The sequence below is a fragment of the Apibacter sp. wkB309 genome, from assembly GCF_002964915.1.
Taxonomy (GTDB): Bacteria; Bacteroidota; Bacteroidia; order Flavobacteriales; family Weeksellaceae; genus Apibacter.
This window is the reverse complement of sequence record NZ_PSZL01000022.1, coordinates 1-25,953: the sequence shown is the minus strand read 5'-3', so window position 1 is coordinate 25,953 and position 25,953 is coordinate 1. Positions and strand designations below refer to the sequence as shown.

The 25,953-nt window shown below is 31.5% G+C and carries 26 protein-coding genes; 12 read left to right on the top strand and 14 right to left on the bottom strand.

Annotated features, from left to right (window positions below; genetic code table 11):
* Positions 1 to 9: 9 nt before the first annotated feature.
* Genes C4S75_RS05920 through C4S75_RS05900 form a run of 5 tightly spaced genes read right to left on the bottom strand, consistent with a single transcriptional unit; the run spans position 10 to position 6,655 of the window.
* Positions 10 to 2,232, bottom strand: a complete 2,223-nt coding sequence (locus C4S75_RS05920) for a molybdopterin oxidoreductase family protein (RefSeq protein ID WP_105297389.1) — start codon at positions 2,230 to 2,232, stop codon at positions 10 to 12.
* A 47-nt stretch (positions 2,233 to 2,279) separates the two neighbouring features.
* On the bottom strand, positions 2,280 to 3,335 hold the full coding sequence (locus C4S75_RS05915; protein WP_105297388.1) for an MFS transporter: 1,056 nt from the start codon (positions 3,333 to 3,335) through the stop codon (positions 2,280 to 2,282).
* A gap of 16 nt (positions 3,336 to 3,351) precedes the next feature.
* The gene (locus C4S75_RS05910) at positions 3,352 to 4,707 is read right to left on the bottom strand and encodes an MFS transporter (RefSeq protein ID WP_105297387.1); all 1,356 of its coding nucleotides are present in this window, start codon (positions 4,705 to 4,707) and stop codon (positions 3,352 to 3,354) included.
* 34 nt (positions 4,708 to 4,741) lie between these two features.
* Positions 4,742 to 6,217, bottom strand: a complete 1,476-nt coding sequence (locus C4S75_RS05905) for a nitrate/nitrite transporter (protein ID WP_105297386.1) — start codon at positions 6,215 to 6,217, stop codon at positions 4,742 to 4,744.
* A 48-nt stretch (positions 6,218 to 6,265) separates the two neighbouring features.
* On the bottom strand, positions 6,266 to 6,655 hold the full coding sequence (locus C4S75_RS05900) for an Rrf2 family transcriptional regulator (RefSeq protein WP_105297385.1): 390 nt from the start codon (positions 6,653 to 6,655) through the stop codon (positions 6,266 to 6,268).
* A 364-nt stretch (positions 6,656 to 7,019) separates the two neighbouring features.
* Here C4S75_RS05900 and C4S75_RS05895 point away from each other — a divergent pair, with 364 nt between their 5' ends.
* From C4S75_RS05895 to C4S75_RS05885, 3 genes are read left to right on the top strand one after another with little or no spacing between them, the layout of a single operon-like run.
* Positions 7,020 to 7,460: an Rrf2 family transcriptional regulator gene (locus C4S75_RS05895; RefSeq protein ID WP_105297384.1), complete on the top strand. Its 441-nt coding sequence runs from the start codon at positions 7,020 to 7,022 to the stop codon at positions 7,458 to 7,460.
* Between the two features lie 7 nt (positions 7,461 to 7,467).
* Positions 7,468 to 8,187, top strand: a complete 720-nt coding sequence (ric, locus tag C4S75_RS05890) for an iron-sulfur cluster repair di-iron protein (RefSeq protein ID WP_105297383.1) — start codon at positions 7,468 to 7,470, stop codon at positions 8,185 to 8,187.
* An 11-nt stretch (positions 8,188 to 8,198) separates the two neighbouring features.
* A complete protein-coding gene (locus tag C4S75_RS05885) occupies positions 8,199 to 9,437 on the top strand; it encodes a hypothetical protein (RefSeq protein ID WP_105297382.1) in 1,239 nt (412 codons plus the stop codon).
* Positions 9,438 to 9,479: 42 nt separating this feature from the next.
* Here the strand turns inward: C4S75_RS05885 and C4S75_RS05880 are convergent, their stop codons facing one another.
* From C4S75_RS05880 to C4S75_RS05865, 4 genes are all read right to left on the bottom strand, one after another.
* A complete protein-coding gene (locus C4S75_RS05880) occupies positions 9,480 to 9,890 on the bottom strand; it encodes a secondary thiamine-phosphate synthase enzyme YjbQ (RefSeq protein ID WP_105297381.1) in 411 nt (136 codons plus the stop codon).
* Positions 9,891 to 9,909: 19 nt separating this feature from the next.
* Positions 9,910 to 10,434 (bottom strand): isopentenyl-diphosphate Delta-isomerase, encoded by a 525-nt coding sequence (gene idi / locus C4S75_RS05875; protein ID WP_105297380.1) that lies wholly within the window; start codon positions 10,432 to 10,434, stop codon positions 9,910 to 9,912.
* 16 nt (positions 10,435 to 10,450) lie between these two features.
* A complete protein-coding gene (locus C4S75_RS05870) occupies positions 10,451 to 11,416 on the bottom strand; it encodes a PorP/SprF family type IX secretion system membrane protein (protein ID WP_105297379.1) in 966 nt (321 codons plus the stop codon).
* A gap of 117 nt (positions 11,417 to 11,533) precedes the next feature.
* Positions 11,534 to 12,238 (bottom strand): alpha/beta hydrolase, encoded by a 705-nt coding sequence (locus C4S75_RS05865; RefSeq protein WP_105297378.1) that lies wholly within the window; start codon positions 12,236 to 12,238, stop codon positions 11,534 to 11,536.
* A 130-nt stretch (positions 12,239 to 12,368) separates the two neighbouring features.
* Between C4S75_RS05865 and C4S75_RS05860 the strand changes: the two genes are divergently transcribed.
* A complete protein-coding gene (locus C4S75_RS05860) occupies positions 12,369 to 13,583 on the top strand; it encodes an RsmB/NOP family class I SAM-dependent RNA methyltransferase (RefSeq protein ID WP_105297377.1) in 1,215 nt (404 codons plus the stop codon).
* Here C4S75_RS05860 and coaE read toward each other — a convergent pair.
* Positions 13,576 to 14,175, bottom strand: coding sequence for a dephospho-CoA kinase (gene coaE / locus C4S75_RS05855; protein ID WP_105297376.1), 600 nt, complete (start codon positions 14,173 to 14,175; stop codon positions 13,576 to 13,578). The two genes, C4S75_RS05860 and coaE, sit on opposite strands and share 8 nt — an antisense overlap.
* A gap of 7 nt (positions 14,176 to 14,182) precedes the next feature.
* Positions 14,183 to 14,809, bottom strand: coding sequence for a hemolysin III family protein (locus C4S75_RS05850; RefSeq protein WP_105297375.1), 627 nt, complete (start codon positions 14,807 to 14,809; stop codon positions 14,183 to 14,185).
* A 154-nt stretch (positions 14,810 to 14,963) separates the two neighbouring features.
* On the opposite strand from C4S75_RS05850, the gene hemG reads away from it, so the two are divergent.
* From hemG to uvrB, 8 genes are all read left to right on the top strand, one after another.
* On the top strand, positions 14,964 to 15,503 hold the full coding sequence (hemG, locus tag C4S75_RS05845) for a menaquinone-dependent protoporphyrinogen IX dehydrogenase (RefSeq protein WP_105297374.1): 540 nt from the start codon (positions 14,964 to 14,966) through the stop codon (positions 15,501 to 15,503).
* A gap of 68 nt (positions 15,504 to 15,571) precedes the next feature.
* The gene (locus C4S75_RS05840; RefSeq protein ID WP_105297373.1) at positions 15,572 to 16,447 is read left to right on the top strand and encodes a carbon-nitrogen hydrolase; all 876 of its coding nucleotides are present in this window, start codon (positions 15,572 to 15,574) and stop codon (positions 16,445 to 16,447) included.
* Positions 16,448 to 16,471: 24 nt separating this feature from the next.
* Positions 16,472 to 17,113 (top strand): DUF4271 domain-containing protein, encoded by a 642-nt coding sequence (locus C4S75_RS05835; RefSeq protein WP_158254223.1) that lies wholly within the window; start codon positions 16,472 to 16,474, stop codon positions 17,111 to 17,113.
* 6 nt (positions 17,114 to 17,119) lie between these two features.
* Complete coding sequence (locus tag C4S75_RS05830) at positions 17,120 to 17,857, top strand: uroporphyrinogen-III synthase (RefSeq protein WP_105297371.1); 738 nt, start codon at positions 17,120 to 17,122, stop codon at positions 17,855 to 17,857.
* Positions 17,858 to 18,198: 341 nt separating this feature from the next.
* Positions 18,199 to 19,332 carry a radical SAM family heme chaperone HemW gene (gene hemW, locus C4S75_RS05825; protein ID WP_105297370.1) on the top strand — a complete coding sequence of 378 codons (1,134 nt, stop codon included), beginning with the start codon at positions 18,199 to 18,201 and terminating at the stop codon, positions 19,330 to 19,332.
* A 28-nt stretch (positions 19,333 to 19,360) separates the two neighbouring features.
* Positions 19,361 to 20,182 carry a glutamate racemase gene (gene murI / locus C4S75_RS05820; RefSeq protein ID WP_105297369.1) on the top strand — a complete coding sequence of 274 codons (822 nt, stop codon included), beginning with the start codon at positions 19,361 to 19,363 and terminating at the stop codon, positions 20,180 to 20,182.
* A 152-nt stretch (positions 20,183 to 20,334) separates the two neighbouring features.
* Positions 20,335 to 20,955: a bifunctional nuclease family protein gene (locus C4S75_RS05815; protein WP_105297368.1), complete on the top strand. Its 621-nt coding sequence runs from the start codon at positions 20,335 to 20,337 to the stop codon at positions 20,953 to 20,955.
* A gap of 278 nt (positions 20,956 to 21,233) precedes the next feature.
* Positions 21,234 to 23,240, top strand: a complete 2,007-nt coding sequence (gene uvrB, locus C4S75_RS05810) for an excinuclease ABC subunit UvrB (RefSeq protein WP_105297367.1) — start codon at positions 21,234 to 21,236, stop codon at positions 23,238 to 23,240.
* Positions 23,241 to 23,645: 405 nt separating this feature from the next.
* On the opposite strand, the gene C4S75_RS05805 is transcribed toward uvrB, so the two are convergent.
* The 3 genes from C4S75_RS05805 to C4S75_RS10115 all read right to left on the bottom strand — a co-directional run.
* Positions 23,646 to 24,236, bottom strand: coding sequence for a hypothetical protein (locus tag C4S75_RS05805; protein WP_105297366.1), 591 nt, complete (start codon positions 24,234 to 24,236; stop codon positions 23,646 to 23,648).
* 385 nt (positions 24,237 to 24,621) lie between these two features.
* Complete coding sequence (locus C4S75_RS10190) at positions 24,622 to 24,747, bottom strand: hypothetical protein (RefSeq protein ID WP_255410594.1); 126 nt, start codon at positions 24,745 to 24,747, stop codon at positions 24,622 to 24,624.
* A gap of 36 nt (positions 24,748 to 24,783) precedes the next feature.
* Positions 24,784 to 25,953 (bottom strand): hypothetical protein (locus C4S75_RS10115; RefSeq protein ID WP_221404065.1); only part of this gene is annotated, 1,170 nt, incomplete at its 5' end.

Genomic DNA, 25,953 nt, shown 5'->3' with positions numbered 1-25,953 from the left:
TTTTCTAATTTATCCAATTGAACTTTGGAATGCTTTGGATTCTTCTTCTTTTGATAATTTTTTACCTGTATTAATTAATTTACATGCACATACTTTAAATTCGGGCATTTTGGAAACAGCATCTAAAGTTGATATTGTTAATTGATTCACCGAATGTTTTCCTCCCCAGTGATACGGTATAAATACGGTATCTTCTCTGATGGTTTCTACAACATTGGCAGGAACTATCATTTCTCCTCTTCGAGTTACTACTCGAATTAAATCACTATCTTGTATACCGTATTTTTGTGCCAGATTAGGATGTATTTCTAATAAAGGTTCAGGATATTGGTCCACCAATTTACCGATCCTTCTGGTTTGTGTACCGCTTAGATATTGAGAAACAACCCGTCCTGTAGTTAAAATAATCGGATATTCTTCATCGGTCATTTCTGAAGATAAGCGATAAGGGGCCGGATTGAAATGTGCTTTTCCATCAGGTGTTTTAAATTTATAATCTTCCCAAAGCCTAGGAGTACCCGGATGTCCTATTTCGGGACAAGGCCAAAAAACTCCCATTTCTTTTTCAATTCGATCATAAGTTATTCCATAATAATCAGCTCTACTGTTTCTGGAAGCTATTCTCAATTCATTGAAAATTTCTTCGCTGTTTTTATACGGGAAATAAGATTCTACACCTAACCTTCTGGCTAATTCCAAAATAATACTGGTATCGGTTCTGGCATCTCCCGGAGGGGTTACACATTGACGCACACGAACTACCCTTCCTTCTGCTGTGGTAACCGTACCTTCTTCTTCTTCCTGCAGGGATCCTGCTAAAACTAAATCGGCATAACGTGCGGTTTCACTTAAAAAGAAGTCTATGGCTACATAGAATTCTAATTTTTCTAAGGCAGAACGTACATAATTATTATTAGGTAAAGAAACTAAAGGATTAAAGCAAATGGATATAAGTCCTTTGATTTCTCCTCTATGGATTGCCTCAATAATCTCCCAAGCACTGTACCCTTTGTGCGGTAAATCTTTTTCATCGATTCCCCATATTTCGGATACTACTTTTCTGTCTTCAGGATTTTCTATATCTCTGTTTCCGGGAAGTTGATCACATTTGTGTCCGTGCTCTCTACCTCCTTGTCCGTTTCCTTGACCTGTTATGGTACCATAACCACAATAAGGTTTTCCAATTCTTCCGGTTGCCAACACTAAATTAATGCATCCAACTACATTATCTACCCCTTTGGAATGTTGCTCGATTCCTCTGGCATGTAATAAGAAGCTGGTTTTAGCTTTACCCCATATTTCGGCTGCTTTGCGTATTTTATCTGCTGAAACACCGGTTACCTCTTCAGCCCATTCTACCGTATGATCTTGAATTGACTGTAAGGTTTCTTCTAAACCTGAGGTGTGTTTTTCTATAAATTCATGGTCTACCCAATCGTTGTCGAATAAGATTTTAAGTATAGCTCCGTATAAAGCAGAGTCTGTACCCGGACGTAAATCTAAATGTAAGTCTGCCGTTCTAGCAAATGGGGTGACTCTTGGATCGACTACCACTAACTTTGCACCGTTATCTCTGGCTTCCCAAAGTCGATAAGTTAAAGTAGGGAACGTTTCACTCACATTTGCTCCGGCTACCATGATAACTTCTGCATGTTTCAAATCTGCCCAACTGTTGGAAGATCGGTCCATTCCGAATGCTTTTTTATTTCCTGCACCGGCACTAACCATACAAAGTCTTCCGTTATAGTCCAAATTAGCTGTTTTTAAAGCTACACGAGCAAATTTACCGATCATGTAACTCTTTTCATTGGTTAGTGAAACTCCTGAAAGCATAGCAAAGGCATTATTTCCATATTGCCCTTGAATTCTATGAATTTCTGAAATTATCTTGTCAAATGAATCATCCCAAGAAATAGGTTTAAACCCTTCGTTTTCAACCCTTTGCATCGGGTGAAGTAATCGATCCGGATGATTATCTTGTAGATAACGCTGAACTCCTTTTGGACAAAGTCTTCCTTCATTAAAAGGAAACTCTTTCCAAGGTTCGAATCCGATTACTTTATTATCTTTTACTTTTAGCTGAATACCACATTGCATTCCGCAAAAACAACAATGTGTTTTTACAAGTTTATCCGGATCTGAAATTCCTTTGAAACCTTCTTTTGGTGTATAATTTTTATGAGGTCCAAATTGCTCTATAATTTTATCTCCATCTACAGGTAATTTAGCCATATAATTAATTTTATTTTATCTATATAATTATTATAGTTTCTATTTTTTTATCCGAAGAAACTACCGGATTCTTTTCTAGTTTTGAAGTGAGCGATTGCAAGGGCAGATCGTTTTCCTTCCGGGCTATAGTCTAAATGACTGCTACCGTCTTCTAAGGTAAAGTCAAATCCCAATTCTTTGGTAACAGTTTTAAGGTCATTAACGTGCATTTTGGTAGCAAATTCCTCTTTGGTGTGAGGACACACCGCCATACCTTGTCTTATGCCTTCTGTTTTATATATATTGGCACCTAGTTGCGCCGGACGTTGGAATATGTGGAAAAATTTTCCAAACGGCATCCATACTAAAAACAATATCACAGTAACCGCGTGAGAAACTGACATGAATTGATTGGTTTTTCCGTCCAAATAGGTATAGTCGAAAACAATTCCGATTCCTGTTAATGATATTGCTATCAACAAAAGTAGCGGTAACCAATCTCCGTCAAATGTTTGTGTAGCTATTAAGCCTCCGTTGGTAAGCCTTCTTTTCATCATCATGATTGAACCGATGATAACTAAAATAGAACACCAAACCAAGGCATGAAAAACTAAAAAAGCAAAGAAAGATCCTAATTGAAAATCCATTACTTTAAAACCAAACATATGAGCTTCATAGGTGGTCATTGAACCTGATTCTAAGGTAAAATGTATCCAACCGAAAGTTAGCGGAAAGGTTATACAAAATGCGATTAAACAACCGGTGGCTAACATAAAATGTCCTATCCATCGAGTTCGACCTCTCGGGTATATAAATTTTTGAAAAAGTATATTTTGACAAAATAATTTAAGTCCTCTTATTGCATAAGCGATAAAATGCTTACTGAAAAAAAACTGCCAAGAACGTCTCCAATACATTTTAGTTGGCGGACGTTGCAGCCAAATGGAATACCGATAGGTTACTCCAAATACACAAAAGACAGCTCCAAATAAATAGGCTATTAATGCGGCGTCAAAATTTTGAAGATTGCGCGAACCTATAAAAACTAAGGCAATAATTAAGAGTGTAGCAATAGTTGCTTTTAACAATGCCGGTTTATTAAGTGTACTAAATGATTTAAACATAATTTTTATGATTTATTTAGCTTGGTCTTTCAGCTCCTTTTCTTTGATAGTAATACCAATTTATAGCAGTTGCTAAAAGTGAAAATATAAGTATTCCCCAGAAAAAAGAATTTACACTTTTCAATCCTGAAGCTTTAGATGATTGCAATTCAGCTCCAATAATCATTGAAAATATAAACGGTCCGTAGGCTGCGATAGCAGCTGTCCATCCTATTACTCCAGCAGAATGTACCGGGTTATCTTTGAAAATGATAGGAAATTGTCTGAAAGTTCCCGCATTTCCCATTCCTGAGAAAAAGAATATGGTTAACATCATAGCTAAGAATAAAGGAAATTGATCTATGGAAGTTGGTGCAACTAATCCCATAGTAATCATAACTGCAATACAACCGGCAAATCCTAAACCTGTAATTGTTGTTAATACGGCTCCTCCTACTTTATCTGCAACGAATCCAAAAGCTACTCTACTAGCAGAACCGATTAATGGACCATAAAATGCATATTTTAACGGGTCCGGAGCTCCCGGAAAGTCTCCATATAATGATTTTATCATTAACGGAAATGCTGCTGCAAGTCCGGAGAAAGTACCGAATGTCATAAAATACGTAATTGTACAAAACCAAGTATGTTTGATTTTGAAAATGCCTAATTGTTCTTTAAATGATGATTTTAAAGGGATGCTTCGTAAGCCAAACCAACAAACTAAAGTCATTATTATTAGTATCGGTGCATAAATTAAAGCCGGGCTTTGTAGATAAATCGGTTTGGTCGTTACTTCATGAGTAATAGGATCGGTAGTTTTTAAAATTTCCGGAGCTCCTACAATGGCTACTCCCAGTAAAGCCGGAGTTAAAAATTGTACAATACTTACTCCAAAATTACCAATACCTGCTTGTACTCCTAAAGCTGTTCCTTTTAAACGAGCCGGAAAAAACATATTGGTTGAAGGCATAAAAGATGAAAAGTCTCCACCTCCGAATCCCATGGTAAAAGCCAATACAGCAAATACCCAAAATGGAGTTTCAGGATTCATTACTGCTAAAGCTATACCGATTACCGGTATTAATTTTATTAAGGTAGAAAATGTAACCGTATGTCTTGTCCCGTAAATTGGGATTAAGAAAGTATGGACAATACGCAAAGTTCCGGCTGCTAATCCGGGAAGTGAAGCTAACCAGAATAGCTCTTTTTCGGTAAAGTTAAAACCTATACCCGGAAGTTTAGTTACAATACCACTCATTAAATACCATACGATAAATGATAATGTTAGGGATATTGTAGTTATTGTTAATGTTCTCCAAGCTATTTTCTTACCTGTAGATTCCCAAAAATTATTGTCTTCAGGCTTCCATTCTTTTAGCCATGTACCCATATTTGAATTTATTTTAAGTTATAATTTGATTCTTTTATTTTTTTTCTATATCATTATAAATTTCAGGCATTTTCTCACGAGTCATTTTTAATATTACTCTGTGCATACAAATTAGACAGGTTAATGAAATAATAAATATTAATATCCAAGAACTGGTCCACAATCCTGTATAATTAAGAAAATATCCAAAAATAATTGGTCCGATAAATCCTCCCAATCCACCAATAAGGCCTACCATGCCTCCTACAACCCCAACTTCATTAGGAAAATATTCAGGTATATGTTTGTAAACTGCTGCTTTTCCTATTCCCCAAGAAATTCCTATACATATTACCAATACTAAATAAACCCACATATTTGCATCAAAACTGATTTCAGTAATTCCTTTAGCTAATAAATCTTTTTTATTAACCTGCTGGTTTTCTTTTACAACAATTTCTTGCCAAGATTCTTTAGTTGGAAATATATCTTTTTTCTTATCTGCTCTATCTTCTTTTTCATTAATTAAATATTCTTTAGTATCAACAGTTACGCTATTTGCCGTAACTTTAGTTACTATTCCTTTTTTGGATGCAGAAACTCCTTGTCCATCCGTATAAATATCCATTTTAGGGAACATTAATAAGAAACTTAATGCGACAGAAGAACCTAATACCCAATACATAACTTTCCTTGCTCCAAATTTATCTGAAAGATATCCTCCAAAGGCTCTTATTACTCCTGAAGGAAGACTAAAGTAAGAAGCAAACATTCCAGCTACTACTAGAGACGTTCCATAAACGTTCATGAAATTGGGAACCAACCATTGAGAATAAGCTACGAAAAAACCGAATACTAATAAATAATACAAACCGAAACGCCATACTCTCCCTTTTTTTAATGGAGATAACATTTGATTCAAATTTCTAGCATTTCCGGCCGGTTTTTTATTTTTTGCAAATAGTAGAAATAAAATTCCTATAACCAACAACACTGTTGCATAAGTTATCGGAAGCATTTTCCATCCGTTATCGGGATCATTCTTTGAAAAATAGTTTAAAAGAGTCGGTGCAAAAAAAGTGGTTAAAGCAGCTCCGGCATTTCCCATTCCAAAAATTCCCAGGGCTCTTCCTTGCCATTCTTTAGGATACCAAACAGAGGTATACCCTACTCCTATAGCAAAGCTTGTTCCTACAAATCCAAACAAAAAGCTTAATAAAGCAAATACCCAAAAGGATTTGGCCATAGGCAGTAAAAATAAAGGAATGGAACAAAACAAAAGTAAACCTGCAAATACATATTTACCGCCGAATTTATCCGTTAAAATTCCGATAGGTAGTCGTAAAAGTGACCCTGTTAAAACAGGAATTCCCAATAACCATCCCGTTTCTACCACTGAAAAATCAAATATGCCTTTATCTACTAAGTAAGTTACTAAAACACCATTGAGTGTCCAACAGGCAAAGCAAACGGTAAAGGCTAATGTATTTAAAAAAAGTATTTTGTGAGATTGAAGTAATTTAGTGCTCATTTAATAAAGTAGTTTAATAATAGTTAATAGTTGTATAATAGTTAATTGTTAGACTTCTAAGGTTGAATCCAAAACATATTTTTTAAAATCGTCTTTAATTTTATAAAATTTATGATGTAAAGGACAAGGGTTTTCTGAAGAACAATCTTTTAAACCTAAAAGGCATCGATTTATAGATTTTTCTCCATCAACTGCTATAACTATATCAGAAATCTTGATTTCCCCCAGTTCTCTGCTTAAAGTGAACCCGCCATTTTTACCTTTCATTGAAAACAATAAACCTGCTTTAACCAATTGCTGCAAAATTTTAGCAGTAAATGGCCCGGGAGTGCCTAATGCTTCACTTACCTCTTTGACTTGACGCAAATTATCTACTGTACTGTTAGCACTTAGATATATCATAATTTTAATTGCGTATTCACTTGTTTTTGAAAACATTATTTTCTAATGCAGAAATTAAACATAGTTTTATTTCTACAAATATACAAATTAAAAAATTATAATAAGACTTTTATATCCTATTATCTTCAATATTTAAAAAGATTATAAATAACTGATTCATTTTCAATTTCTTAACTCAATATACCATTTAATTTTATTATGTTTTTTTAAGATATAGGTATTAATGTTTTATATTTATTTTACAATTTATATATCAAAATTTACCTTAATTTAATTTATTATTCTGTAAATCAAGCATTTTTTATCCCATATAAATATTGATAATTTTCTATATAATAAAAGATATTTTTGTCCTTTATTATTTTTTTTATACCTTTGGCACAATTTAAATATCTAGAAATTGTTTTCGAAGAGCTGTGAATATGCTATTAGAGCGACGATATTTGTTGGTGCGCAATCTTTCAAAGGAAATAAACCGGGTTTGAAAGATATTTCCGCAGAAATTAATTCTCCGGAGGCGTTTACCGCTAAAATCTTACAAACTTTAGTTAGGCATCATATAATTACTTCCCATAAAGGACCTTCGGGTGGGTTTAGTATTCCTATTGATTCTTTATCGGAAATTAAAGTATACGACATTGTATCGGCTATTGATGGAGATTCAATTTTTACGGGATGTGCATTGGGATTACCCAAATGCTCGGAGAATCACCCCTGCCCTGCTCATCATAAATTTAAGGCTATTCGGAATCAATTACAAGATACTCTACAATCAATCAGTATTGAAGATATGATTACGGATGTAATTTCCGGTTTAACTTTTTTAAAAATAACAAATTAAATATAATATGGAACATAATTGGAACGCAACTATTGGAGAAATTGTAGCAGAAAATTATCAAACAGCTTCCGTTTTCTCAAAATACGGTATCGATTTTTGTTGTAAAGGAGACAGAACCATCGAACAAGCTTGTGATAAAAAATCAATTGATATCAAAGAATTGACCGATCAACTCAATGAAGCAATAGCTGTTCGTGAGGAAAACATTGATTTTAAATCTTGGCCGCCGGATTTATTGGCAGATTATATTGAAAAAATCCATCATCAATATATTCGTGAAAAAAGCCCCTCATTGTTAAAGTTTTTAAATAAAGTACAGAAAGTTCATGGTTTTAGGCATCCCGAATTAGTAGAAGTTTATCAATTATTTGAAGCTTCTGTAAACGATTTAGAAGCACATATACAAAAGGAGGAAAGAATTTTGTTTCCTTTTATCCGTCAATTGAATGAAGCTAAAAATAAAAATTTACCCTTTGTAACTCCTCATTTTGGTACTGTACAAAATCCTATTGAGATGATGAAGCACGATCATGACATTGAAGGTGAACGATTTAAAAGAATTTGCGAATTAACTCAAAATTATACTCCACCTATGGAAGCTTGCAATACGTATCGTGTATCTTTTGCTATGTTGGATGAATTTGAGCAAAATTTACACAAACATATTCATTTGGAAAATAATATTTTGTTTCCAAAAGCTATACAATTGGAATCTTCTATGAACTAAGATCACAAACGATGATTAAAAAGTGGATATTTGTAAACTTTTTAAATGTATTTGTTGCCGGAGTTCTAGGATTTTTACTTAGGATATTTCAATACTATGAGGTACGTTTTCCGTATGGTAATTTTTTACATACTCATTCTCATATTGCTATGCTGGGAGGATTGTATCAAATATATTATGTATTAATCTATTTGTATTTTATCCCTCAAAATAAAAAAAATTCATCCTCCTATTCTGCCTTATTTTGGATTACTCAAATAACTATTTTGGGAATGTTATTGAGCTTTCCGATTCAAGGTTATGGACTGTTTTCTATTTTGTTTTCAGTTATACATATTTTATGTTCTTATTATTTCTGCTTTATAACTTTTAAGAATCTTATTCAAGAGAATGACTTGAGTTCTATTTTTCTTAAATCTGCATTAACTTGTATACTCATATCTTCTTTTGGAATTTGGGGACTAGGGATTACAATGGGAACATTAGGTAAGAACTCTATAATGTATTCTATTTGTATACAATTTTATCTACATTTCCAAATCAACGGTTGGTTTTTATTGGGCTCTTTGGCTTTATTATTACGATTGGTATCTAGTAAAACTTTAGGTATTCCGCCTAAAATTGCCAGGTATTTTTATATTTTGATTTCAGGAGGTATACTTTTAACATTTGGTTTACCTCTTAGCTGGTATTTTCATTCGATTTATATTTATTTTGTATACTCTTTAGGGATTCTTAGTAACATTGCCGCTTTAGTATTATATTTAAAGTATATACATCCTTTTATTGTAAAAATTTGTAAAATAAAGTATTATATCCTTTCTCTTTTATACGGTTGTTTTGTATTTTCCTTTATTGCAAAAAATGTTCTCCAACTGTTTCTTTTGGTACCGGAAATGGCTCAATTATCTCATGAGATTAAAAATTTACGTATAGGATTTATACATTTGGAAGTTCTTGGAATGTATACAACTTTAGCTGTTACTTTACTTATGATACGAATTCAATGGATTAACTGTAGAAATAATTTAATGCAGATCGGTACTTTCTTTTTCTTACTTTTCTTTTTTATTTCGGAAGGTTTATTATTTATACAAGGTTTTTATATTTATTTAGATAAAGGTTCAATTCCTTATTATTTTTGTGTTTTGTCTTGGACCAGCTTGTTATTTCCTTTAGGTTTTGGATTATATTTGATTTATTTATATCAAGCTAATCTTTCTTTAAAAAGCAATAGCCATATCCAGTAAAATCGAATAATAAAAATTAAAAAAGGGTAAAAAAAGGCAGAACTAGCTTAGTATAGTAGCAACTAGTTTTCTGTTTCCTCCTTTATTTCTAAATTCACATAAATATAGGCCCTGCCAAGTTCCTAAATTAAGTTTTCCATTGGTTATAGGTATCGATACACTCGTTCCTGAAAGTATGGATTTAGCATGGGAAGGCATATCATCTTCCCCTTCATAAATATGGGTATAGTAAGGTTCTCCTTCTTTAACTAGATGATTAAAAATATTCTCTAAATCGAATCTGACCTCGGGATCGGCATTTTCATTGATGGCTAAGCCTGCAGATGTATGTTTTATAAAAAGATGGAGTATTCCGATCGGAGGAAGGGGTGGTAATTTATTGATGATTTCATCCGTGATTAAATGAAAACCTCTGGCTCGTTCTTTTAAAACAATTTCTATTTGAGATACCATCGGATTTATTGATTAAAAATTAACCGGTGTAATGTTCAATATATTTTTCATATTTGTCGAATATAATCTTAAACCATTCAGTATAATTAGAGGGATGCAAATCAATATCTTTTTTTAAATCTGTTAAGTTTATCCACTTTATGGACTCTACTTCCAAGGGATTGATAACTATTTCTCCATCGTATTGGCCTATGAAAACATAATCATATTCATGTTCAATAAGGCCATCCCCTACCTCTGCTTTATAAATAAAATCGAACTTTTTGTGCAATTCACAATCAAACCCTAATTCTTCTTTAAGTCTTCGATGCGCTCCATCTATATAACTTTCACCAATTCTAGGATGGCTGCAACAAGTATTGGTCCATTTCAAAGAGGAATGATATTTTATTTTTGCTCTTTGTTGAATTAATAGTTCCTTTTTTTTATTGAAAATAAATATTGAAAATGCTCGATGCAATTTACCTTTTATATGGGCTTCTTGCTTTTCCATTTCACCTACTATCTCATCTTTCTCATTCACTAAAACTACGTATTCTGTCATCTTTTCAAAAATTCTTCTATCTGTAACGAAATCCTTGCGGATTTATAAAGTTTTCTATATTATATCCTAAACCTACCATTAATCCATCTCCTCCTTTTTTGAAAACGTCTGTAATTCCAAAATTATATCCAAAAGTAAAATTTAACCTGCCTAATTCTGCTTGTAAAAATGGCGTCACGGAAAGACCGCCGCTAACTTGAGAATCTTTTGCTGTCCTATAACTAACTCCTAAAGCAAAAGCATTGAAATCATCTTTATATTTGGCTTTTAAATTTAAATCCATCATTCTTTCGGAATTTGTATTTAAGCTCATCATAAATGAGGGCTCTAAAAAAAAGGATTCCATCATTTTCCAATTATAGCCTAAATTCAAATAATACCAAGAAGGTGAGGGTTCAATGGAATTTACCACCGGTTTGTTTTTTCCTAAAGGTATGTCTTGTACAGAAACTCCTGCAAAGAAACCTTCATAGGCTACAGACATCCCTAAATTCAGGTAAGGCAAAAATACGGATTTATCACCATATAATAGAGGATCATTTGCATCTTCCGGTCTCAATTTGGAATATTCAAATGATTGTGAAAAAAAACTGAACGAGGTTCCGAATGAAAACTGACTTTCCGATCTGTTCTCTTCATCCGTTAAAGGAATATGATAGGCTCCTGAAATATTAGCTCCTGTTAGTGTAATCGGACCGTTTTCGTCCCTAAAAAAGTAAGCCCCTAATCCTACCCTGTCAAAAGCATTGAAATGAGTACTGATGGTTTGGGTATTCGGACTTTCATTAAAATTGCTAAATTGTTGATGATACGTAGCTTTTAATACAATATCATCGGTAGATCCTGTATATGACGGATTAATCAACACTTTATCCGACAAAAGATATTGTTGATCAAAAGGAATACTCTGTTGTCCATATAATTTCACTTTAGTTAGAAAAAAAAATAGTATTAAAAATAAAAAAAGTCGAAATGATCTCATTAGCAATTATTAAATTAGAATCTAAATAAACGTTTATATATTGTACAAACTTACTAAAAAAAGAAATATTTTAAGTATTACTAATGTTTTAATTTTTTTTTCATCAATTTTTATTATTTATTCATTTAATATAATATTTTCTAATGCTTTATTCACTTTTTTTGGTAGTTCCAATACTAAAAGGTGAGATCCTTTTTCTATGATTTCAAGATTTGTTTTTTTTGTAGTCGCATAACCGGTATATATCTTCTTAAATGGAAAAATAATATCTTTGGTTCCATGAATTTGATATATTTTTTCACATTCTTTTTCCGGTAACCAATTTACAATTTGATCAATAGACCATTTAAAATACTTTGAATTTAAATCTACCATAAATTCGTCTAACTTGATTTGATTTCTTTTTTGTTTTTTGGATGGTATCGTATTAAAATAGACGGATCTCATAAATGCATAAGAAAGCATTTTCTTTCCTGTAAAAAATTTCATGGGAAACCATTTTGCAAATTTAATTTTCTTTAAAATTTTAAATAATCCGGGAATTTGGGTTTTATCTTTCATACTTGCTATTAGTATGGTTTTTTCGGGTTTCATAAACTTATTCATTTCTTGAACAATGACACCGCCAAAAGAATAGCCTACTAATATATAAGGTTCGGATTGATCTATTTTTTCTGACATCTTTCGGGCATAAGTAGATAAACTATCATTTTTTTCAGGAAGATGCCATTCAATATATATTTTTTCAAATCCTTCAGGTAGCTTAATGAACTTGAAGCATTGACATTTTGCACCTAATCCCGGAATGAAATATACCTTCATAGTTTTATTTATTTTGTAGTTAAGTAATTACTGTTATAATACAAATGTATTTTTTATTACGCTAAGCATTAGCTTAAATATTGATACATGTTATAATTAACCTATATATTTGCAAATATTTTCATACGAAATGATTTCAAAGATAAAGTTACACAGAAATTTAATAATAGGTTTACATAAAGCCTTAGAAGAAAGTTTTTTCGAGCCGAATAAATATGCAGACAAGGTGTTGGAAAGAACCTTGAAATTCAATAAAAAATGGGGCAGCAAAGACCGTGGCTTTGTTTCTGAGTCATTTTATGAGATTATACGCTGGAAAAACCAATTGGAATTTTTTGCAAATAAGAAGCTATCTCCCGAATCTATAGATAGTATAATCGCCACCTACTTACTCCGTAATAAAATTGATCTTCAACCTTTTCCTGAATTCGAAAAAGTATATATAAAAAAGATTAAGGATCGTTTTAAACTTCCCTTTCCCACTCTTGCCATAAAATATTCTATTCCTGAATGGATGCAAAGAGTGTTGGAATCAGAGTTGGGCGATTCATGGAGCCAAGAAATAAAAGCTTTAAATGTTCCGGCACAAACCATCTTAAGAGCTAATACTCTTAAAATCACAGCTGAAGAACTTAAAGACGTTTTGAGTGAAGAAAATATTACTGTTGATTTTATCAGGGGATACAAAAATGCTCTTATAATGGAAGAGAAGAAAAATATTTTCAAAACACAAGCTTTTAAAGACGGTTTATTTGAAATTCAAGATGCATCTTCTCAAAGAGTGGGAGAATTTGTTGACGTAAAACCCGGGATGAGAGTTATCGATTCATGTGCAGGGGCCGGTGGTAAAACATTACAACTTGCTGCTTTAATGGAAAACAAAGGCCAAATTATTGCCATGGATATTCATGAATGGAAGTTGCAAACGTTAAAACAAAGAGCTCGCAGAAATGGTGTTCACAATATACAAACTAAAGTTATTGAAGATTCTAAAACATTAAAAAGACTTGAAAATAGCGCAGATAGAGTACTAATTGACGCTCCTTGTTCCGGTTTGGGTGTGTTAAGACGTAATCCGGATGCTAAATGGAAACTAAATGAAGAGTTTATAAGCCGTGTTAGAGAGGAACAAAGACAAATCTTGCAAAACCATTCCAAACTTGTTAGAAAAGACGGAATCTTAGTTTATGCAACTTGTTCTATTTTACCCTCTGAAAATTCTTTACAAGTGGAAAACTTTTTGAAAGAAAACTCCAATTATCAGTTGATTGAAGAGAAAAAATTGATGCCATCTGTTTGTGGTTTTGATGGGTTTTATATGGCTAAAATCGTTCGAACTAACTAGTCTGTTTGCATTTGATTTTTAAGATATTGACGGTTTGAATGACCTGATTCTTTAAATTTTCATAATCCGAATCATTATTTATATGAAAGGTGGATAATTTTACAATTTTACTCTGAGGCCATTGATGTTGAATACGTTCTTTAACTTCAGTTTCGGATAAATGATCTCTGGATAGTATTCTTTGCATCCGTAGATGATCGGGAGAAGTAACAGCTATCGTAAAATCGCAATCCTTGTAAGAACCACTTTCAAATAAAATGGCTGCTTCTTTGATTCCAAATAGGGCATTCTGTTTACTTTTCCATAACTGAAAGTCGTGTTGCAAAGCAGTATGAACTAAAAGATTCTGTTTTTTAAGAAGCTCTTTATCGGTAAAGATTTTTTTTGCTATATATTTACGGTTTAAAGTGTCTCCTTCATAAGCCTCTTGCCCTAAAAGTGAAATTATATTCCTTTTGAGCTCATCGTTTTCAACCATTAGTTCCTTTGCTCTTATATCGGAATTAAACACCGGAAAACCAAAATCTTCAAATAATTTGGCTACCGTGGATTTTCCTACCCCCATTCCTCCTGTTAATCCAACTATTTTCATTAAAAATTTATATAATATAGTATACCATGGCGTAATGGGATGCGCTTCCTCCTAAAACAAATAAATGCCATATAAAATGAGCATAAGGCATCTTATCCCTTGCATAAAAAATAGTTCCCAGAGTGTACAAAACTCCCCCCAGAACTAAAAAAAGCAAAGCCTGAGAAGTCATAGAATTTGCGATATTCTTTATGTCGAATACCAAAAGCCAACCCATAACCAAATAAAGAAGTAAAGATAACTTATCAACCTTACCGGTCAAAAAAATTTTCATGATAATACCTAAAGCTGCTATAGTCCAAACGATAGTAAAAAGCGTCCATCCCGAACTTTTTTCCAATGTGATCAGGCAAATCGGCGTATACGTTCCTGCAATCAGTAAAAATATGCTCATGTGATCTAAAACGCGAGCTTTTCTCTTCCAATTTTCATTCACAAAAAAATGATAGATGGTTGAAGAGGTATATAAGATGATGAGCGAAAGACCAAACGTCCAAATGCTTAAGGTACTGTATATATTACTATTCTTATTTTTTACTAATAGAAATATAAGTCCTACAACCCCCAATACAATTCCCATCCCATGCGATAGAGTATTTAAAATTTCTTGTTTATCTCTGGCTATTTGAGTCATTACCTTTAACTTTTAACAAAGTTACTAAATATATTTATCTGAAATTTAATTTTGTAATATTTAACACTTCTTATTCATAAAAGCTTTATTCATACATACCGGCTATTACATTTATTATGAGTAATTTTGCAGTCACTAAAAACTTTATTGTCATATGTCATCAAAAGAAAAAAAAGTTTTGATTATATATTCTACTACCGATGGTCAAACCATTAAAATTTCCAAGTTCATTGCTGCTGTTTTAAGGGCTACGGTAACTATAGTATCAATTAATGATCCAATTCCATCACTTTCTAACTTTGATGGTGTAATTATCGGGGCTAGTATTCGGTATGGATACCATAGAAATAAAGTAAAAAAATATATAAATACTCATTTTCAAGAACTAAGTTCGATACCGAATGCTTTTTTCTCAATAAGCTTAATATCGAGAAATAAAGAAAGAAGATTGGTTGAAAACAATCCATACGCAAAAAAATTTTTAAATAAAATTAAATGGAAGCCAAACCATATAGGTTTATTTGGTGGCTTATTAAATTACCCTGCCTATTCAACTTTCGACAGGCTCATGATTCAATTTATTATGACAATGACTAAAGGTCCAACTGATTCTTCAACCGTAATAGAATATACAGATTGGAAACAGGTTAAAACTTTTGCCAACGAGTTTAATTCTCAAATTGATGCCATTTGAGCACTATAATTTATAAAATATAACTTATTTTTGTAAGTGAAAAAACCTTGAAAATATATTTTTAAGTAATGGCAAAAGTAAAAATCGGATTGGTGCAATCCAGCTGTTCCAATAATATTGAGAATAACATAGAGAAAGCAATTGAAGGAATTAAAAAAGCAGCTTCTCAAGGTGCTCAAATAGTTTGTCTTCAAGAATTATTTACATCCCTGTATTTTTGTGATGTTGAAAATTACGATAATTTTAAAATAGCTGAAACTATTCCCGGCCCAACTACGGACCGATTGGGAAAAATTGCAGCTGAATTAAATGTAGTTATTGTTGCTTCTCTTTTTGAAAAAAGAGCCAAAGGATTATACCATAATACTACTGCAATTATTGATGCCGATGGTCAATATTTAGGAAAATATCGCAAAATGCATATTCCTGATGATCCTGCATATTATGAAAAATTTTATTTTACTCCGGGAGACTTAGGGTACAAGGTTTTTCAAACCAAATATGCTAAAATTGGAGTATTAATTTGTTGGGATCAATGGTATCCCGAAGCTTCTCGTATTACGGCTTTATTGGGTGCTGAAATTCTATTTTATCCTACAGCTATTGGTTGGGCTTCTACTCAAGATGAAGACACAAACATCGAACAATATAATGCATGGCAAACCATTCAGAGAAGTCATGCAATTGCCAACGGAGTGCATACAGTAAGTGTTAATCGTGTGGGATATGAACAAGACGGCGCGATGAAATTTTGGGGTGGATCTTTTGTTTCTAATCCATTCGGCACTATTTTACAACAAGCTTCTCATGAAAATGAAGAGGTTATGGTTGTGGAAATTGAAACCGAACAATCTGACAGTTACCGAGTACATTGGCCTTTTTTAAGAGATCGTCGTATTGACTCTTATTCTCCTATTACCAAACGTTTTATTGATGAAGATTAATTTATAGAGTAAATCATCTAAATTTTGGAAATAACAAAAATACCTTTAGGGGACAATCTGGTAAATTTTATTCTCTTAGGATCTTTACTATTATTGATTATTTCGAGATTTTTATTAATTCCTAAAGATGAACCCATTTTCCGTTTTAGGTCTATACCTACCGAAAATGAGAATTTTACTCTGTATGTTGCTATATGTAGTTTTGTTTATACAGTAATTTTGGCTTTAACTCTTCTTCCTTTTTTTACGGTAGTAATTCCTTTTTATAATACGGAAGCTTTAAAACTAATCTCATTATTTGTAATTTTAACTATATATCAAGTATCTTCTTATACGTTAGGAAACGGCTTTCTTTTGATATTAGGAAAAAACAAAGAATATCAGATTAATTATAATAATCGATTTATCTTTTTGTTTATCAAATTGTTTATTACAATACTACTTTGTTTTACAATATATTATACAGATATTTCGGTTCAATATGCTCCTTACCTTGTAGTGGGAACGCTATCATTTTTACTGGTTACAGAATGGATTTGGCTGATGTTCTTCATTAAAAATCAAATAAAACTTCCTGGTTATTATGAATTTTTGTACCTTTGCGCTTTCGAAATCTTACCGGCACTATATGTTTTAAAATTAGTGTTTTTAGGAGATAAATTTTAATTTATTATGAAAATAAAATCCGTTTTAATCTCTCTATCAAAGCCCGCTGGCGATAGTTCACCATATTTTGACATTGAAAAAAAGCATAAAATAAAAATTGATTTTTGTCCTTTTATCCATGTGCAAGGCGCTGATGCAAAAGATGTTAGATTACAAAAAATCGATTTTTCTAATTTTACCGCAATCATATTTACCAGCCGTAATGCGATCGATCATTTTTTTAGACTGGCCGATGAAATGCGTTTTACGGTACCTGATTCCATGAAATATGTTTGTCAATCTGAGGCTATTGCTTTATATCTTCAAAGATATATTGTATACCGAAAAAGAAAAATCTATTTTGGAGAGAAAGAGGCGGAAGATATGATTCCTCTTTTGAAGAAGAACCCTAATGAAAAATATCTTTTACCAACTTCTGATGTGCTTAACCAGGATATCCCTGATGCATTAGACAAATCAGGAGTAGATTATACCCGAGCTATACTTTTCCGTACAGTAAGTAGCGATGTGGCTTCACAAATTAAAGATATTAAAGAATACGATGCTTTAGTATTTTTTAGTCCTTCCGGTATCAAATCCTTATTTGATAATTATAAAGATTTTAAACAAGATTCCATAAGTATCGGTATATTTGGTCATTCCACCAAACAAGCTGCTGAAGAAGCAGGATTAACTGTTAACTTCTTTGCACCAACCAAAGAAAGTCCATCAATGGCAAAAGCTTTGGATGATTTTTTACAATAAATTTATAAAATATATAAAGCTCAAATTTAAAATTAAATTTGAGCTTTTTTTTACTTTATTTTAGTTCTTACTTGCATATTAACTTTGCGTTACTTATTCCCTATTTAAATACTTGTAAGGCAGACTTACCTCTTTAGCTTCCGATATCAATAAAACTTATTCATTGATAATACACATTTTTTAAATTTCTACTTTTTATAACTGAATTTAATCAACATTATACTATTTATCAGGTATTATGTCATAACCATTTGCTTAAAAAGCATTTATTAATTTAAGTTAAATTAATTAAAATGATTCAACATTTCCTTGAGTTATAATATCTTTGCAATGATTTTACTATGTCAGGACTTTATATTCATATTCCTTTTTGTGTAAAAAAATGTAATTATTGTAATTTTCATTTTTCAACTCAATTCAACTATAAATCACAATTGATACAAGCTATAGGTAAAGAATTGATTTTAAGAAAAAATGAATTGATTAGCCCCATTAAGACCATTTATTTTGGTGGTGGAACTCCTTCAATCCTTAATTATAAAGAACTTGAATACTTATTTACTATAATTAAGGAACATTACGATATGTCTGAAACAAAGGAAATTACTTTTGAGGCAAATCCGGATGATTTATCTGTAGAATATCTTCAATTCCTCAAAAATCAAACTCCTGTAAATCGACTAAGTGTTGGGATTCAATCTTTTATTGATGAGGATATCAAATTTATGAATCGAAACCACAATGCAGATGAAGCAATTCAATCTGTTCGATCCGCTCAAGATATTGGTTTTGAAAATATTACAATTGATTTGATTTATGGGGGACAAACTACTACTCATGAAAGATGGATGTATACTCTTGAAAAAGCTATCTCTTTAGGAATTCCTCATATTTCATCCTATGCGCTTACTGTTGAACCAAAAACCGCTTTTGAAGCTCAAATCAGAAAAAATAAACTTCCACCTATTGATGAGGAAAAACAAGCAACACAATTTGAAATGCTTAGAAATAAATTAATTGAGCATAAGTATATCCAATATGAATTTTCAAATTTTGGTAAAGAAACATTTTTTTCTCAACATAATACTTCCTATTGGAAAAATAAACCTTATTTGGGAATAGGCCCTTCCGCCCACTCCTATAATGGAAAAGATAAAAGAAGCTGGAATGTTTCCCATAATATAAAATACCTCAAAGCAATCGAAAAGAATATACTCAATTATGAGGAAGAAGTAATTAGTGAAAAAGATCGTTTTAATGAAAAAATCATGTTGGGACTACGTACCGTTTGGGGAATCAATATTGATGAATTGGAGAAAGAATTTTCATCTTCTTTGATGAAACACTTTTATAAAGAACTAAAGAAACTGGAAGCAACTAAAAAAGTAAGAATATCCAATCAAATAGTAACTATTCATCCGGAATCTTTATTTTTTACGGATGGAATTATTGCCCAATTTTTTTTCATTGATTAATAACTTATAAACACTTATTTTTGCACCAATGAAAGAAGAAGATCGACCTATTGGTATTTTTGACTCCGGAATGGGAGGACTTACTATTGCGAAGGAAATAAAACGTTTGTTACCTCATGAAAGTCTAATTTATTACGGAGATTCAAAGCATTTGCCTTATGGAGATAAATCTAAAGAAGTTATAACCGAATATTCGATAAAAATAACTAAGTTTTTACTCGAAAATAATTGCAAAGCTATTGTTATTGCCTGTAATACTGCTACTGCCAACGCTTTAAAAGAAGTGATTGCATTGGCAAATGAAAAAAATGTGCCGGTATATGATGTTATTTCACCCGTAGCTGAAAAAGTAGCCTTCACTTTTAATCAAAATGTAGGTGTGTTAGCTACCAAATCTACCATATCTTCTCATATATATAAAAAAAGCATTCAAAAACTAAATCCACATATAAATGTTCATGAACTAGCTGCTCCCCTGCTGGTTCCGGTAATTGAAGAAGGTTTTAATAATCATGAAATATCTTCTATAGTTCTTAAAACGTATTTAACTAATAAAAAGCTACAAAATATAGATTCTTTAATTTTAGGGTGTACTCATTATCCTATCATTATTAATGAAGTTAAAAATTTCTATTTAAATAAAATACAGGTTATTGATTCTCCGCTGATCGTTGCCAATTACATTAAACAAGACCTTGAAAATAAAAAATTGACTTCACAATCTAAAAATCCTTTGTATGAATTTTATGTTTCCGATTTAACGCCTACTTTTTCTAAATTGGCAAAGAAATTTTTTGGAAGCTGCATTCATCTTAAAATTGTTGATATTTTTAATATTATTAGAAATTAATTTATCAACAAAAAAGGATTTTATTAATTTATATAAATAAAAGTTCCTTTGTAACCCTAAAATAAATATCTATTAAAAAATTCTAAAAAAAATTCGTAAATTGCATTGTTATTTCAGTTTTTACTATGTTTTCATTGAGTAATATATAATTTATGGATTTAATTCGACTACATATTAGAGGTATTTCATACAGCCAAACTCAATCCGGAGCTTATGCTCTTATTTTAGAAGAAGATTTTGGTAAAAGGAAAATTCCTGTAATTATAGGAAACTTTGAAGCACAATCCATTGCTTTAGCATTACAGAAAGATTTTCCTCCTCCCCGACCAATTACTCATGATTTATTTGCTAACTTTGCAAAAAGTTTACATTTTGTTGTAAAAGCTGTTTTTATATATAAATTGAAAGACGGAGTATTTTACTCCAATATTTTATTTCAAAACATAGATACCGATGAGGAAATTGAAATAGATTCTCGCACTTCTGATGCCATTGCCTTAGCCGTGCGTTTTGAAGCTCCCGTGTATGCCAATAAAGAAATTTTAGAAAAAGCAGGGGTATATATGGAAATGAATGAAGAAGAATTATCCAATGAATCAACTTTTGAAAAGGCGTTAGATACCATTGAAAATCAATTAAATATCAATGATATTGAAGATTCATTCGCCCATTTAACCGATTTCGAGATTAATGATTTAATTTCTAAAGCTATAGAAAATGAAGATTATGAGACTGCAGCGAAATTAAGAGATGAACTCGTTAAACGAAAATAAACTATCTCGCAACGTGTTTAAATTTATCATTATTTTATAATATTTTAACATCCTTTAATTGATTATTATTTATAAATTTAAGTTTCAAACTTTAAATTTATTATCTTCCTTATTTAAGTAAATAAAACATTACTTAATTTAATGTAACATTTTTTTTGAAACCTAGGTTTCAAATGATAATTAATGCCTTAACATATTTGTTTTTATACAGTAAAAAACCTTTTTTAGTAAAAAGAGTACTATCAATATATATTTTATTACATTTATATTTTTAATATATGAAATTTCAAGTAGTTTCTCAATTTAAGCCTACAGGCGATCAGCCTCAGGCTATTGAATCACTTTCCAAAGGAATATTAAAAAATGAAAAGTATCAAACTCTATTAGGAGTAACCGGTTCGGGTAAAACTTTCACTATTGCCAATGTGGTTGAAGAAATTCAACGTCCGACTATCATCCTGGCACATAATAAAACGTTGGCTGCCCAACTTTATATGGAATTTAAAGAATTCTTTCCAAATAATGCAGTAGAATATTTTGTTTCATATTACGATTATTATCAGCCAGAAGCATTTATGCCTACTACCAATACGTATATAGAGAAAGATTTATCCATTAATGAAAATCTTGAAAAATTACGTTTAAGCGCTACTTCTGCCCTGCTTTCCGGCAGACGAGATGTATTGGTGGTTTCTTCTGTTTCTTGTTTATATGGTATTGGAAATCCGGTAGAATTTAAAAGTAGCATGGTTTCATTAAAAGTGGGTCAAGCTATTTCAAAAACAAAATTACTGCAATCTTTAGTAAATGCCTTATATTCACGCTCAGAAATCAATTTTGGAAGAGGAAATTTTAGAGTCAAAGGGGATGTAATTGATGTTTTTCCTGCTTATTCAGATACAGGAATACGAATTCAATTTTTCGGAAATGAGATTGAACGTATTGAAAATGTTGATTATGTTTCTAATAATGTAATTGATTCTATTGAAAGTATCAATATATATCCGGCTAACCTATTTGTGACATCTCCGGAAACATTAAATAATGCTATACGAAACATACAAATCGATTTAGGTAAGCAGGTCGACTATTATAATGAAGTAGGTAAAAATCTGGAAGCTCACCGTTTAAAAGAACGAACTGAATTTGATCTGGAAATGATTAAAGAGTTAGGATATTGTTCGGGAATAGAAAATTATTCTCGATACCTCGATGGTCGTCTACCCGGAACTCGGCCTTTCTGTTTATTAGACTATTTTCCTGAAGATTATTTAATGGTAATTGATGAAAGTCACGTTACTTTACCTCAGGTTCATGCCATGTACGGAGGAGACCGAAGCAGAAAAGAAACTTTGGTAGAACATGGTTTCAGACTTCCTGCCGCACTAGACAACCGTCCTTTAAAATTTGAGGAATTTGAAATGATGCAGAATCAGGTCATTTATGTTAGCGCTACTCCAGCTGATTATGAATTGCAGAAAAGTGAAGGAATATACATTGAACAAATTATTCGTCCGACCGGATTACTGGAGCCTGTAATTGAAGTGAGACCTTCTTTAAATCAAATTGATGATCTGATGGCTGAAATTCAAAAAAGAATTGAAGAGGATGAAAGGGTATTAGTTACTACATTAACTAAACGTATGGCGGAGGAATTAACTAAATATCTTACAAAATTTGGGATAAGAACTCGATTTATTCATTCAGATATTGATACGTTGGAACGTGTTGAAATTATGCAGGATTTACGTATTGGTAAATTCGATGTTTTAGTTGGTGTTAATTTATTACGTGAAGGATTAGATCTTCCCGAAGTTTCTTTAGTAGCTGTACTTGACGCCGATAAAGAAGGGTTTTTACGTTCGCATCGTTCTCTAACGCAAACTGCAGGTAGAGCCGCTCGTAATATTCACGGTAAGGTTATTATGTATGCGGATAAAATGACGGATAGTATGAAAAAAACGATCGATGAAACTGCCAGAAGAAGGGAAATTCAAAATCAATATAATTTAGAACATCATATTACTCCTCAACCATTAAATAAAAAAATAACTAACATTTCTATTAATAACTTGGATAATGAAGTGAAATCGTATGCTCCAAGACATGAAATTAAAAAAGTGGCAGAGGATGAACCTCAATATAAATCAGAAGATTTAGAAAAAATTATTTCTAAAAAACAAAAAGAAATGGAAAAAGCGGCTAAAAATTTAGATTTCTTAACGGCTGCTCAATATAGAGACGAAATACAAGCTTTAAAGGATAAAATGAATTTATCTAATTAAATAGTATTTTTTAGCACTTACATCTATTTTATTAGAAAATAGCAACTTAAAAAAATATATATTATTATTAAACGGGATTAGATTGATTATTGGATTAATTAAAAATTTTCATTGAATATTACTAACCAAAATTTTTTTCCTTGATAAAAATTAGGGATAGAGTTAACATTAACAATACATACTATGGCTATAAACTGAAAAAGTTTTTTTAATATGTGATGGATGATTGAAAATCTTTTATTTTGAAACTTTTCTAATTTGAAATCATTGAACTTTTTCTATTTTATTTGTTACGAAATATTATGATTTCATTTAGAATTCATAATTCCGGATTTTTATATAAATATCATAAAACCCCGTTATAAAGCGGGGTTTTCATATTTTAAAATTTATATTAGTTAATAGTTATTTCCCCTCTAGACATTTAGCTATCTTTTCTTCTCGATTTCCATCCTCATCCATTGAACACTTATATTTCATCTTTATAGAAGCTAATGTTGTTTTCTCATAAGAATCACCATTTTTAATATAGTACACTTTTTTTTGAGCATGATCGTCTCCGGGTAATTTATCAGTCATATCAATCGTTTGAACTTTTACTAAAGCATATAATTTATTTGGAACAATTTCTTTGCTTAATTGAACTTCATTTTCAATTAAAATAGGTCTATATGTAGCAATTTTAGTTTCTCTACCAAACATTTTTGATCTGGTTTCAAATTCTATTTTATCTATATTTTCCACATTTATTTTTTCACTTTTTACACCTTTAGCTTTTGTAGGTGTAAAAGATATCTCCTTCATGTATTTTTTATTTTTTTTACCGAAGCCTACTCCATTTATACCTAATCTAGACCGCTGATCATTAATATAAGCTTTACCTTCTTTTAATTCTCCATTTTTTAAATAAACTTTTGCCGGAAGAGCTAATTTGTTAAATTGTCCATATGAAAACATACTAAATGTTATCATTAATGATAATAAAATTTTTTTCATAATGTTATTATTTGTTTATATAAATTTTAGATTAAATAAATTTTAGTAGATATCTTGAAAATGTTTTATAGTAGCAATATTTTTTTAAGATTTTAATTTATATAGTTTAACTCCATATAAAGATCAATTCACAATTCAATCAATTTTTAAAATAGCCGACAAATATATAATTTTTATAGATAAATTTTATATTGATTAAAATTATTCAATTAAAATATTTATAAAAGTAATGTTCAATCCTTTGATTAGCAGTCCACTGTTATGATCATAACTTAGATTTATACTTAATTTTCGTTACTTAAATTAAGATTTAGAGAGTAATAAAAAAATCAAGCTAATTACATAGCGGACATAGGTGTATTTATTTGAAAATTATATTTAAAAATTAATATATAAATTTTTCAGCTCCTAAATTTTCAACTAAATTAACATTATATTGATCATTTTTACACACTATTTCCGAATTAGAATTATTATCTAATTTTATAACAAACTCACATTCTTTTTCCATATCTTTCTTTTATACATTTTTAATTTATTATCATCTTTATCTCCTACTAATATTAGGGTGATAATAATACTGCATTTTCTCATAGTTCACATTGCCGATTCCTATCCCTGCTCTTAAGGCTGTATTCTGAGAACAACAGAAACCTTCCCCGTTTACGTAATCATCATTGTCTTTTCCGTTATACGGTACTTCAAAGTACGCATAGTTCCCTTTTAAGTCTTCAATGCTTCTTTGGTACTTCGCTTTCCAGTTGATCGTTACTCCGGGTACGCTTGATCCTGCATACTCTATTCTTCTCGGATCTGCGCCAAAGCTTTCTATATCTCCCAGCTTACTTACTATTCGTTGGCTTCCTGCGTAGTAATGTTTGGTATATTTTCCATTAGGACTTACTACTAAGTAAGGATTAATATAGGCCGTGAATCCTTGTGTTTCGGTGTTGCCGCCTGAGAATAAGGAATTGATATACACTTGTTCGCTTTCGCCGCTTGTTTTGATTACTCGTTCTCCTGAAGCATCGTATACATAGTTACTTACATACCCATTATCATCTATGGACATTAATCGGTTTTCTTCATCCCAGCGTAATTTCCTTTCTTGCGTTTGGCTGGTTTTTCTTAAATCCTTCTTCTCTAATTCTACATTTACATAGGTTAGATTTCCGTTTAAATCATAGTGATAATTCTTGTGCTCTTGGCGTTTTTCTTCTTCTTTACTTTCTTCTTCTCTGTAATTGATGTCTTGAACGGTTTTTATTTGATTCTTTTTCGTTGAATCGTAGGTATACGTTAAGTCATAACCTGCTTTTAATCCGCCTTCAATCATTATGCCTTGTTGACTTACTTGTTGGTTTTTGCTTACGATATTATGTAAGTTATCGTAGCCCATTTGCAAGCTGTATGCGGCCGTTTTGTTATCCGCTCCTGTGTAACTTCCTTGTGCTTGTACTAAGCGGTAAAGTCCGTCGTAGGCATAGTCATGCTGCATTTGTCCCCCCATAGTCTTTTGGTTGTCCTGAGGTAGTGGGGCTTGATTGGATATGCTTAATACATTGCTAACAGCATCATAGGTATATTTGTTACTAATGATCTGAGTTTTTACTCCTGTTCCTTGCGTTTTCGGTGATACCCAAACTTGTAAATCAGTAAGTCTTCTTCTTTCCGAATCATACGTATAAGTGGTTTCTGAGCCGTTGCAATATTTTAG

Bases quoted from the DNA above. Each gene is read 5' to 3' on its own strand.
- C4S75_RS05920 (WP_105297389.1), bottom strand. From the start codon at position 2,232: ATGGCTAAATTACCTGTAGATGGAGATAAAATTATAGAGCAATTTGGA.
- C4S75_RS05915 (WP_105297388.1), bottom strand. From the start codon at position 3,335: ATGTTTAAATCATTTAGTACACTTAATAAACCGGCATTGTTAAAAGCA.
- C4S75_RS05910 (WP_105297387.1), bottom strand. From the start codon at position 4,707: ATGGGTACATGGCTAAAAGAATGGAAGCCTGAAGACAATAATTTTTGG.
- C4S75_RS05905 (WP_105297386.1), bottom strand. From the start codon at position 6,217: ATGAGCACTAAATTACTTCAATCTCACAAAATACTTTTTTTAAATACA.
- C4S75_RS05900 (WP_105297385.1), bottom strand. From the start codon at position 6,655: ATGTTTTCAAAAACAAGTGAATACGCAATTAAAATTATGATATATCTA.
- ric (WP_105297383.1), top strand. From the start codon at position 7,468: ATGGAACATAATTGGAACGCAACTATTGGAGAAATTGTAGCAGAAAAT.
- C4S75_RS05885 (WP_105297382.1), top strand. From the start codon at position 8,199: ATGATTAAAAAGTGGATATTTGTAAACTTTTTAAATGTATTTGTTGCC.
- C4S75_RS05880 (WP_105297381.1), bottom strand. From the start codon at position 9,890: ATGGTATCTCAAATAGAAATTGTTTTAAAAGAACGAGCCAGAGGTTTT.
- idi (WP_105297380.1), bottom strand. From the start codon at position 10,434: ATGACAGAATACGTAGTTTTAGTGAATGAGAAAGATGAGATAGTAGGT.
- C4S75_RS05870 (WP_105297379.1), bottom strand. From the start codon at position 11,416: ATGAGATCATTTCGACTTTTTTTATTTTTAATACTATTTTTTTTTCTA.
- C4S75_RS05865 (WP_105297378.1), bottom strand. From the start codon at position 12,238: ATGAAGGTATATTTCATTCCGGGATTAGGTGCAAAATGTCAATGCTTC.
- C4S75_RS05860 (WP_105297377.1), top strand. From the start codon at position 12,369: ATGATTTCAAAGATAAAGTTACACAGAAATTTAATAATAGGTTTACAT.
- coaE (WP_105297376.1), bottom strand. From the start codon at position 14,175: ATGAAAATAGTTGGATTAACAGGAGGAATGGGGGTAGGAAAATCCACG.
- C4S75_RS05850 (WP_105297375.1), bottom strand. From the start codon at position 14,809: ATGACTCAAATAGCCAGAGATAAACAAGAAATTTTAAATACTCTATCG.
- hemG (WP_105297374.1), top strand. From the start codon at position 14,964: ATGTCATCAAAAGAAAAAAAAGTTTTGATTATATATTCTACTACCGAT.
- C4S75_RS05840 (WP_105297373.1), top strand. From the start codon at position 15,572: ATGGCAAAAGTAAAAATCGGATTGGTGCAATCCAGCTGTTCCAATAAT.
- C4S75_RS05830 (WP_105297371.1), top strand. From the start codon at position 17,120: ATGAAAATAAAATCCGTTTTAATCTCTCTATCAAAGCCCGCTGGCGAT.
- hemW (WP_105297370.1), top strand. From the start codon at position 18,199: ATGTCAGGACTTTATATTCATATTCCTTTTTGTGTAAAAAAATGTAAT.
- murI (WP_105297369.1), top strand. From the start codon at position 19,361: ATGAAAGAAGAAGATCGACCTATTGGTATTTTTGACTCCGGAATGGGA.
- C4S75_RS05815 (WP_105297368.1), top strand. From the start codon at position 20,335: ATGGATTTAATTCGACTACATATTAGAGGTATTTCATACAGCCAAACT.
- uvrB (WP_105297367.1), top strand. From the start codon at position 21,234: ATGAAATTTCAAGTAGTTTCTCAATTTAAGCCTACAGGCGATCAGCCT.
- C4S75_RS05805 (WP_105297366.1), bottom strand. From the start codon at position 24,236: ATGAAAAAAATTTTATTATCATTAATGATAACATTTAGTATGTTTTCA.
- C4S75_RS10190 (WP_255410594.1), bottom strand. From the start codon at position 24,747: ATGGAAAAAGAATGTGAGTTTGTTATAAAATTAGATAATAATTCTAAT.